General features: G+C 65.3%; 9 protein-coding genes. 3 read left to right on the plus strand and 6 right to left on the minus strand.

The genetic code is table 11. The annotated features are described in order from the left end of the window. From VGQ94_01390 to VGQ94_01405, 4 genes are all read right to left on the minus strand, one after another. Positions 1-443 (minus strand): hypothetical protein (locus VGQ94_01390; GenBank protein ID HEV2021160.1); only part of this gene is annotated, 443 nt, incomplete at its 3' end. 182 nt (positions 444-625) lie between these two features. Then, positions 626-2065: an Asp-tRNA(Asn)/Glu-tRNA(Gln) amidotransferase subunit GatA gene (gatA, locus tag VGQ94_01395; protein HEV2021161.1), complete on the minus strand. Its 1440-nt coding sequence runs from the start codon at positions 2063-2065 to the stop codon at positions 626-628. Between the two features lie 3 nt (positions 2066-2068). Beyond that, positions 2069-2395, minus strand: a complete 327-nt coding sequence (gene gatC / locus VGQ94_01400; GenBank protein HEV2021162.1) for an Asp-tRNA(Asn)/Glu-tRNA(Gln) amidotransferase subunit GatC — start codon at positions 2393-2395, stop codon at positions 2069-2071. A gap of 80 nt (positions 2396-2475) precedes the next feature. Beyond that, complete coding sequence (locus VGQ94_01405) at positions 2476-3816, minus strand: CCA tRNA nucleotidyltransferase (protein ID HEV2021163.1); 1341 nt, start codon at positions 3814-3816, stop codon at positions 2476-2478. Positions 3817-3951: 135 nt separating this feature from the next. Here VGQ94_01405 and tsaD point away from each other — a divergent pair, with 135 nt between their 5' ends. Beyond that, positions 3952-5121: a tRNA (adenosine(37)-N6)-threonylcarbamoyltransferase complex transferase subunit TsaD gene (gene tsaD / locus VGQ94_01410; GenBank protein ID HEV2021164.1), complete on the plus strand. Its 1170-nt coding sequence runs from the start codon at positions 3952-3954 to the stop codon at positions 5119-5121. Here the strand turns inward: tsaD and VGQ94_01415 are convergent. Together VGQ94_01415 and VGQ94_01420 are read right to left on the minus strand one after the other, a co-directional pair. Then, complete coding sequence (locus VGQ94_01415) at positions 5118-5492, minus strand: response regulator (protein HEV2021165.1); 375 nt, start codon at positions 5490-5492, stop codon at positions 5118-5120. The genes tsaD and VGQ94_01415 overlap by 4 nt on opposite strands. Positions 5493-5638: 146 nt before the next feature. After that, positions 5639-5845, minus strand: coding sequence for a hypothetical protein (locus VGQ94_01420; protein HEV2021166.1), 207 nt, complete (start codon positions 5843-5845; stop codon positions 5639-5641). A gap of 356 nt (positions 5846-6201) precedes the next feature. On the opposite strand from VGQ94_01420, the gene VGQ94_01425 reads away from it, so the two are divergent. Both VGQ94_01425 and VGQ94_01430 read left to right on the plus strand, forming a co-directional pair. Further along, positions 6202-6681, plus strand: a complete 480-nt coding sequence (locus VGQ94_01425) for an SUF system Fe-S cluster assembly regulator (GenBank protein ID HEV2021167.1) — start codon at positions 6202-6204, stop codon at positions 6679-6681. A gap of 21 nt (positions 6682-6702) precedes the next feature. Further along, entirely contained in the window at positions 6703-7950 is a 1248-nt protein-coding gene (locus VGQ94_01430) for an IscS subfamily cysteine desulfurase (GenBank protein HEV2021168.1), read from the plus strand. The last annotated feature ends 33 nt before the right edge of the window (positions 7951-7983 follow it).

Here is a 7983-nt window from a genome sequence, read left to right on the forward strand (position 1 = left end):
TAGCCATTGGCCGCTAGTGCCTCCAAAACCTTCCCCCTGGCCTCCAGAAACAGCACGCCTTGCGGTATCTCCGCAATGATCCTGGACGCAGTCTTGGGCTTACCCGGTGCGCTCAGCTCCAGATGGAAGTCGCAGTCGTTGTCTTCGACCTTGACCCGCCAGAGGTCGCCTTCCACCGTGTAGACCTCGTTCTCGCGCGGTGCAAATGGTTGGTCGAGCTTTCGCTGCTTCGGAGTGCTCACACCAGCCGGAGGTGCCCATTGCAGCACCACAGCTATCTTGACCTGGTGAACCTCGGCGTCCGGAGCTGGCGGTCGATGCTTGACCGTGGTGCGGTGCTGTCTTGCAAGGGGAACCGTAGAGGAGCAGGCAATGTCCTGCGAATGGCCTGGACCTGAGGCCCAAAGCAGGATCGCGCAAACGGTCACCAGCAAGCGGCGCATCGGATCACCCCGGGGGTACGTGTTGAATCGGGTCGAAGGGTAGCACCTTGTGCCCCTTAGATTGGGCTTCCGCGATTGCTCTTGGCCGAACTGCCGGCATGTCTATGGAAGGAGCATCGTGGCAGGCACGGCCCGCCTCAGGAGCTAAGGCCCTTCTTTATGTCGACCTTAACGGCTAGGCCTTAAGCCGTGAGCATCTGTTCGCAGTTGCGGGCCAGGCGCAGCAGGGTATCTTCGCGGAAATGGCGGGTGACGAGTTGCAGGCCGATGGGCAGCCCGGACTTGGAGCGGCCGCAGGGGATGGAAATGCCGGGCACGCCTGCCAGGTCGGCGGTGACGGTGTAGATGTCCGCCAGGTACATGGAGACCGGGTCGTCGGCCTTCTCGCCTAGGCGGAAGGCGGGGGTCGGCGTGGTGGGAGTGACGATGGCGTCTACCTGCGTGAAGGCCTGGTCGAAATCCTGGCCCAGCAAAGTGCGGACGCGCTGCGCCTTGACGTAGTAGGCGTCGTAGTAGCCAGCGCTCAGGGCGTAGGTACCGAGCATGATGCGGCGCTTGACCTCGGCTCCGAAGCCGCGGTTGCGGCTGCGGCGGTACATGTCAGAGAGGTTGCGGGCGTCGCGGACGCGGTAACCGTAGCGCACGCCGTCGTAGCGCGCCAGATTCGAAGAAGCCTCGGCGGTGGCAATCACGTAGTAAGTCGGGATGGCGTACTCGGTGTGCGGCAGCGAGATGGGCACCACCTCGCAGCCAGCGACGGCCATCTTCTGAATCGCCGCTTCGACGGCGGCGCGCACTTCGGCGTCCAGCCCTTCGCCGAAATATTCCTTGGGGACTCCGACCTTCAAGCCGCGCACCGGCTCCTCGATCCCGGCGAGGTAGTCGGGGACGGGGAGGTCGGCGGAGGTCGAGTCCAGCAGGTCGCGTCCGGCCATGGTGCCGAGCAGCAGCGCGGCGTCGCGCACGTTGCGCGTGAGCGGGCCAATATGGTCGAGCGAGGAAGCAAAGGCGATCAGCCCATAGCGCGAAACGCGGCCGTAGGTGGGCATCAGTCCAACCACGCCGCACAGCGCCGCGGGCTGGCGGATGGAGCCTCCCGTGTCCGAGCCCAGGGCGGCCAGTGCGGTGCCGGCGGCGACCGCGGCGGCCGAGCCTCCCGAGGAGCCGCCGGGCACGCGCTCCGGGTCGTGCGGATTGCGCACCGGGCCGAAGGCGGAGTTCTCGTTGGAGGAACCCATGGCGAACTCGTCGCAGTTGGTCTTGCCCAGCAGGACGGCGCCCGCGGCCTCCAGGCGCGCCACCGCCGTGCAGTCGTAGGGCGGGATGAAGTGCGCCAGGAGTTGCGAGCCGGCGGTAGAGCGCACGCCGCGCGTCACCATCACGTCCTTGATGGCCACCGGCACGCCGGCCAGCGGCGGCAGCGGCTCACCTTTTTCCGCCAGCGCGTCGATCTTCGCAGCCTGGGCCAGCGCCCGCTCGCGGCACAGCGTGAGGTAGGCGTGGATCTTGTGGTCCTCGGCTTCGATCTTCTTGTAAAACGCTTCGGCCAGCGCGGTAGCCGTGGTCTCGCGGCACTCGATCGCGGCGCGCGTGGATTCGGCGGTGAGCTTGTTCAGGTCCATTGCCTAGCGCTCAATCACCTTCGGCACTTTGAAGAATGTGCCGTCCGATTCAGGCGCGTTTCCCAGCGCGGCCTCGCGGGTCAGGCACGGGCCGAGAACGTCCGAGCGCATGGCGTGCTCGAAGCGCGCCGTGCCGGTCTTGGCCGGATCGCCGTAGCGGTCGGAAACCTGCGCCATGGGCGCAACCTTCGTCGTGTCCAGTTGGTTGAGCCGGTCAATGTGGTCGAGGATGGAGTTCAGGTCGCGCACCATGCGCGCGCGCTCTTCCTCCGTCAGCTCCAGGTTGGCCAGGTCGGCGACGTAGAGGACGTCTTTTTCGGTGACTTTCATAACGGCAGTTGTCAGTACTCAGTTGTCGGTTGCCAGTGAAAAACGCACCCTGATTCTAACAAATGGACTCGAGGCCCCCTTTACTTCGGGAACTGGCGGCGCACGAAGTCCAGCGCCTGGGCCTGGCCGGTGAGCGCGCCTTCGAGCTGGGCGTCCTCTACTGCGCGCAGCATTTCCTTGAAGCGCGGCCCGGGGGAGTAGCCGGCGGCGATCAGGTCGTCGCCGGTCAGGAACGGCGCGGGGCGGATGGCTTCCGGAGGCGTCGCCGCAAGCTTCTCGCGCACGAACTCGTAGAGTGAGAGGTCGCCGTGGCTGGCCAGGCAGTCCAGGCGATGCATCTCCAGGTGCTCCTCGAACTGCGGCAGGCGTAGGAAGCGCTTGAGCGTGGACTCCTTCATGCGCTTCACGTCGGCGAAGCGCAGGTGATTGGCCACCAGGGCGCTGATCTGCTCGGTGTCTTGATTCGAGAAGCGCAGGCTGCGGCAGATCTCCTCCGCCATCTTCGTACCGACCTCCACGTGGCCGTCGAAGCGGATGCGGTCGGGCGCCACGCGGAAGGCCGGCGGCTTGCCCACGTCGTGCAGCAGTGCGCCCACCGCCAGTGTGCGCGAGCATCCGGCGGGCAGGCCCGCGAGCAGCAGCAGCGTGTGGACCCAGACGTCGCCTTCGGGATGGAACTGCGGCGGCTGCTCCACTCCCTTCATCTTCTCGACCTCAGGCAGGACTTCGTGCAGCAGGCCGCTTGCGTCAAGCAGCTCGAAAACGCGGCGGGCGCGGCCCTCGGTGAGCATTTTCACCAGCTCGTCGCGCACCCGTTCCCGGCTGACCTGATGGACTTCGGGCGCCAGCTTGCCGATGGCGGCGAAGGTCGCGGAGTCGATCTGGTAATCGAAGCGGGCGGCAAAGCGCACGGCGCGCAGCATGCGGAGCTTGTCCTCGGCGAAGCGGTGGCCCGGCTCGCCGATGGTGCGGATGGTCTTCGCGGCCAGGTCGGCACGCCCGCCGACGTAATCCAGCACCTCGTCATTCTTCATGGGGTCGAGCAGCAGGCCGTTGATGGTGAAGTCGCGCCGCTGGACGTCCTCCTTCGGGTCTTTGGTGTAGGTGACCTCGTCGGGCCGGCGTCCGTCGCTGTACAGGCCGTCGCTGCGGAAGGTGGCAACTTCGATGACCGCCGCAGGCGCTTGGTCGTCGCTCGCTGGCCCGACCGGTACCAGCACCACGCCGAACTTCGCGCCCACGGCGTAGGTCTGGGGGAAAAGGCGCATCACCTCGTCGGGAGTGGCGTCGGTCGAGACGTCGTAGTCTTCGGGCTCGCGGCTGAGCAGCAGGTCGCGCACGCATCCCCCGACCAGATAGGCCTGGTGGCCCGCCTGGCACAGCGTGCGCACGATGTCGGTGGCGGAATCTTTCAGGGACATCGGTGATCAGCAATGAGCATTCAGCACTCAACCCGACAGAATCGGGTGAGGACTCGGCTGCTACGAATCCAATAGTATTATAAGGATATGCAGTTGCCTGACTGGGAACTGAGAACCGGGAACTGAGAACCGCCCATGCGCGACGCCTACATCCTCGGCATCGAGAGCTCCTGCGACGAGACCGCGGCGGCGGTGGTGCGCTCCGGCGAGCACGTCGAGTCGAACGTGGTGTTCTCGCAGATCGCCACCCACCAGCCCTACGGCGGCGTGGTGCCGGAGCTGGCCTCGCGCGAGCACCTGCGCGGCATCCTGCCGGTGGTGCGGCAGGCGCTGGCGGAGGCGCACCGCACGTACGACGACATTGACGCCATCGCCGTCACCCAGGGGCCGGGGCTGGCCGGGGCGTTGCTGGTGGGCGTCACCTACGCCAAGGCGCTGGCCTGGGGCCTGGGGAAGCCGCTGATCGCCGTCAACCATCTGGAAGGACACATCCACGCGGTGCTGCTCGAGGAGAAGCGTAAGGGCAACCGCGAAGTGCGCTTTCCAGTGCTGGCGCTGGTGGTAAGCGGCGGACACACGCATCTATTCCTGGCGCAAGGGACCCCGGCCGGGGACGGCTGTGCCACGTGGGCCTATCAAAACGTAGGCCAGACGCGCGACGACGCGGCGGGCGAAGCCTTCGACAAGGTGGCCAAGCTGCTGGCGCTGGGTTATCCCGGCGGGCCCATCATCGAGAAGTTGGCTCTCCACGGCAACCCCCGGGCGGTGGAGTTCAGCCGCGCACGGATGAAGGCGCGCGGCAAGGTGCGCGGCAAGAAGCCCCGGGGCGCGGAGCCCGGAGCGGCGCGCTTCGACTTTTCCTTCAGCGGGATTAAGACTGCGGTGCTGCGCGAGGTGGAGCGGCGCGGGATGAAGTCGGCGATCGATGCGCGGCGCGCGAAGCTGGCCAAGCTGACGCGGCCTTCACCCGATCAGATCCTGGCCGCCTGCGACCGCGAGACGCTCGACCTGGCGGCCTCATTCCAGCGCTCAGTGGTGGACGACCTGGTGGCCAAGACGCTGGCGGCAGCGCGGGCGCTCGAGGCCGAGACCCTGTTCGTCACCGGAGGAGTGGCGGCCAACCTCGCGCTGCGCAGCGAGTTCGAGCGCCAGGCGGCCTCCGAAGGCCTGGCGGTGTACTTCCCTTCCCGCCAGCTCTCCACCGACAACGCCGCCATGATCGCGGCCGCGGCCTATCCCAAGCTCCTGGCGGAAGAGTTCGCGGCACCGGAGTTTTCCGCCGAAGCCTCTCTGCCCCTGGGCTAGCTGGCGCTTCCCCCCAGGACCGCGGCCAGCGCTTTCTCCAATTGCTGTTCGATGTCGGTTTCCTTGTGGATGACGAAGCTGGCGCGGTTGTCGAGGAATGGATTGGAGTCCCCGCGGCGGCCGGCGGGCACCACCACCGGGATGGCGGCGGTCTCCGGCCGGGACTTGAGCGCGGTGATCAGTTCGAGGCCCGACATCCCAGGCATCTCCAGGTCGGTGATGATGACCGCGGGGAGGCTGGCGGCGACCTTGTCCAGGGCATCGGCGCCGTTGGTGGCGCCCTCCACCTCGAATCCGCGTGTCTCCAGAAAGCGGCAGACGGTGTGGCGGATGAGCATCGAGTCGTCAACGACCAGGACGGCAGGAGACATGAGGGGCGTGAACCGCACCTGCAAGTTAGCAAGCTTCCCGCGCCGCGACAAGAAACAAGCGCATCGGCCACAGCACAAAAGTAATGTAGTTTCTCAGATTGGGAACGAGTTGGAGGAGCGCTCCCGAATCCGCTCGGAAGCGTACCCTAGGCGGCGCCTTCCCGGTTGCCATCTTCGGCGTCCATGTCCTTGAACTCACTAGCCTCGAAGATCTCGCGGCACTCCAGGCACTCGACGAACTCGCCGTCTTCGTCCCGCGCGACGATCTGCACCCGCGCGTGCGTGCAGGGACCCTCCGCTCTCTGGTCCTCGTGGGCTGCGCCGGAGCCCGGCGATGGTGAAGGTGAACTCATGTCCGCGCGCCTCTGACGCGCCTCCGGGGCCTCAAGAGCGGAAAATTCCGGGTATTCTATCTCTGAACTTTAGGTTGTCAACCGGGGACACCTCCGATTCCTTCCGAACCGCCGGGCGTCCTTGGGAAAGTCAGTGCAGGAATCAAGCGTCAGCGCAACTTCGGGAAGGGCCACTCGGACTCCTCGCGGTGCGAAATATAAGACCCTTTCGGACGGATATCCTAAGTCATTCACCCGTATGGAGTTACCGTTTAACCTCTGCTTTTTACCATTGGCTGCATAGGCTTGCAGCCGGGACGGGAAGCATCTAAAATGATATACGACCTAATTAGTCGGGTATCGGTCAAGGCGAGCTTATGTTGAAGCTGACCAAGAAAGCGGACTACGCGCTGATCGCGGTGAAGCATCTGGCGGAGTGCGGCCAGGGCGCGTGCAGCGCCAAGGACATCGCCGAGGCCTACGGCATGCCGCCGCAGGCGCTGGCCAAGATCCTGCAGCGGCTGGTGAAGGCGGGCTTGCTGCAATCGCAGCACGGCACCAACGGCGGCTACGCCCTGGCGCGCGATGCGCGCGCCATCACCGCCTTCGAGGTCATCAAGTCCATCGATGGGCCCCTGCTCATCACCTCCTGCACCACCAAGCATGGGGATTGCGAGCAGAGCCTGCGCTGCACCGTGCGCGAGCCGCTGCGCAAGGTGAATGAGAGCATCCAGGACGTGTTGAACCGGATCACCATCGCCGAGATGAAAGACGGCGCCGCTACTGATGTCCACGGGCACGAGGAAAAGGAAAAGCCCGCGGCCGAGCTGGTGGGAATCACCGCAATCGCGAACTGATAAAGGAGCAGGAGAGTTCTTATGACCACGACATCGGGAAACGGCGTGAAGCTACCCATCTACATGGACAACCATGCCACCACGCCCATGGATCCGCGGGTGCTGGAAGAGATGCTGCCCTACTTCACCGAGAAGTTCGGCAACTCCGCCAGCCGCAACCACTCCTTCGGGTGGGAGGCGGAGCAGGGAGTAGAGCAGGCGCGGGAGCGCATCGCCAAGCTGGTGGGCGCCACCGCCAAGGAGATCATCTTCACCTCCGGAGCCACGGAGAGCGACAACCTGGCCCTCAAGGGCGTGGCCGAGATGTACAAGGAGAAGGGCAACCACATCATCACCGCGGTTACCGAGCACAAGGCGATCCTCGATACCTGTAAGCGCCTGGAGAAGTACGGCTACCGCGTGACCTATCTCCCCGTAAAGGGCGACGGCCTGGTCGACCTGGAAGACCTGAAGCGCGCCATCGACGACAAGACCATCCTGGTCAGCATCATGTTCGCGAACAACGAGATCGGCGTGATCCAGCCGGTGGAGCAGATCGGCGCCATCTGCCGCGAGCGCGGCGTGCTCTTCCACACCGACGCCACCCAGGCCGTGGGCAAAGTCCCGGTGGACGTGAACAAGCAGAAGATCGACCTGATGTCCATCTCCGCCCACAAGATGTACGGGCCCAAGGGCGTCGGGGCGCTGTACGTGCGGCGCAAGAACCCGCGGGTGCAGATCTCGGCCATGATCGACGGCGGCGGACACGAGCGCGGCATGCGCTCCGGCACCCTGGCCGTGCCCAACATCGTCGGCTTGGGCAAGGCCTGCGAACTCTGCATGCAGGAGATGCCCGAGGAGTCGAAGCGCCTGGCGGCGCTGCGCGACCGCTTGCGCAGCCGCATCGAGAAGGACCTCGACGAGGTCTACGTCAACGGCACCATGGAGCACCGCCTGCCCGGCAACCTCAACATGAGCTTCGCTTACGTGGAGGGCGAGTCGCTGCTCATGGGCATCAGCGACATCGCCGTCTCCAGCGGTTCGGCCTGCACCTCGGCCACGCTCGAACCCTCGTACGTGCTCAAGGCCCTGGGCACGGGGGACGACCTGGCGCACAGCTCCATCCGCTTCGGACTGGGCCGCTTCAACACCGAGGCCGAAGTGGATTACGTTTCCGACAAGATGACGGAGGTGGTAAAGCGGCTGCGCGAGCTTTCGCCGCTCTACGAGATGGCCAAGGAAGGCATCGATCTGAAGAAAGTCAGCTGGGCGGCGACGCCGGACCACTAAAAACGGTTTCAGGAGAAGAACAACATGGCATAC

The sequence above is a fragment of the Terriglobales bacterium genome, from assembly GCA_035937135.1.
Taxonomy (GTDB): Bacteria; Acidobacteriota; Terriglobia; order Terriglobales; family Acidobacteriaceae; genus DASYVL01.

What these genes read in the sequence shown, in the direction of transcription:
- VGQ94_01420 (HEV2021166.1), bottom strand. Translation starts at nt 5,845, where the DNA reads ATGAGTTCACCTTCACCATCGCCGGGCTCCGGCGCAGCCCACGAGGAC.
- gatC (HEV2021162.1), bottom strand. Translation starts at nt 2,395, where the DNA reads ATGAAAGTCACCGAAAAAGACGTCCTCTACGTCGCCGACCTGGCCAAC.
- VGQ94_01430 (HEV2021168.1), top strand. Translation starts at nt 6,703, where the DNA reads ATGACCACGACATCGGGAAACGGCGTGAAGCTACCCATCTACATGGAC.
- gatA (HEV2021161.1), bottom strand. Translation starts at nt 2,065, where the DNA reads ATGGACCTGAACAAGCTCACCGCCGAATCCACGCGCGCCGCGATCGAG.
- tsaD (HEV2021164.1), top strand. Translation starts at nt 3,952, where the DNA reads ATGCGCGACGCCTACATCCTCGGCATCGAGAGCTCCTGCGACGAGACC.
- VGQ94_01425 (HEV2021167.1), top strand. Translation starts at nt 6,202, where the DNA reads ATGTTGAAGCTGACCAAGAAAGCGGACTACGCGCTGATCGCGGTGAAG.
- VGQ94_01405 (HEV2021163.1), bottom strand. Translation starts at nt 3,816, where the DNA reads ATGTCCCTGAAAGATTCCGCCACCGACATCGTGCGCACGCTGTGCCAG.
- VGQ94_01415 (HEV2021165.1), bottom strand. Translation starts at nt 5,492, where the DNA reads ATGTCTCCTGCCGTCCTGGTCGTTGACGACTCGATGCTCATCCGCCAC.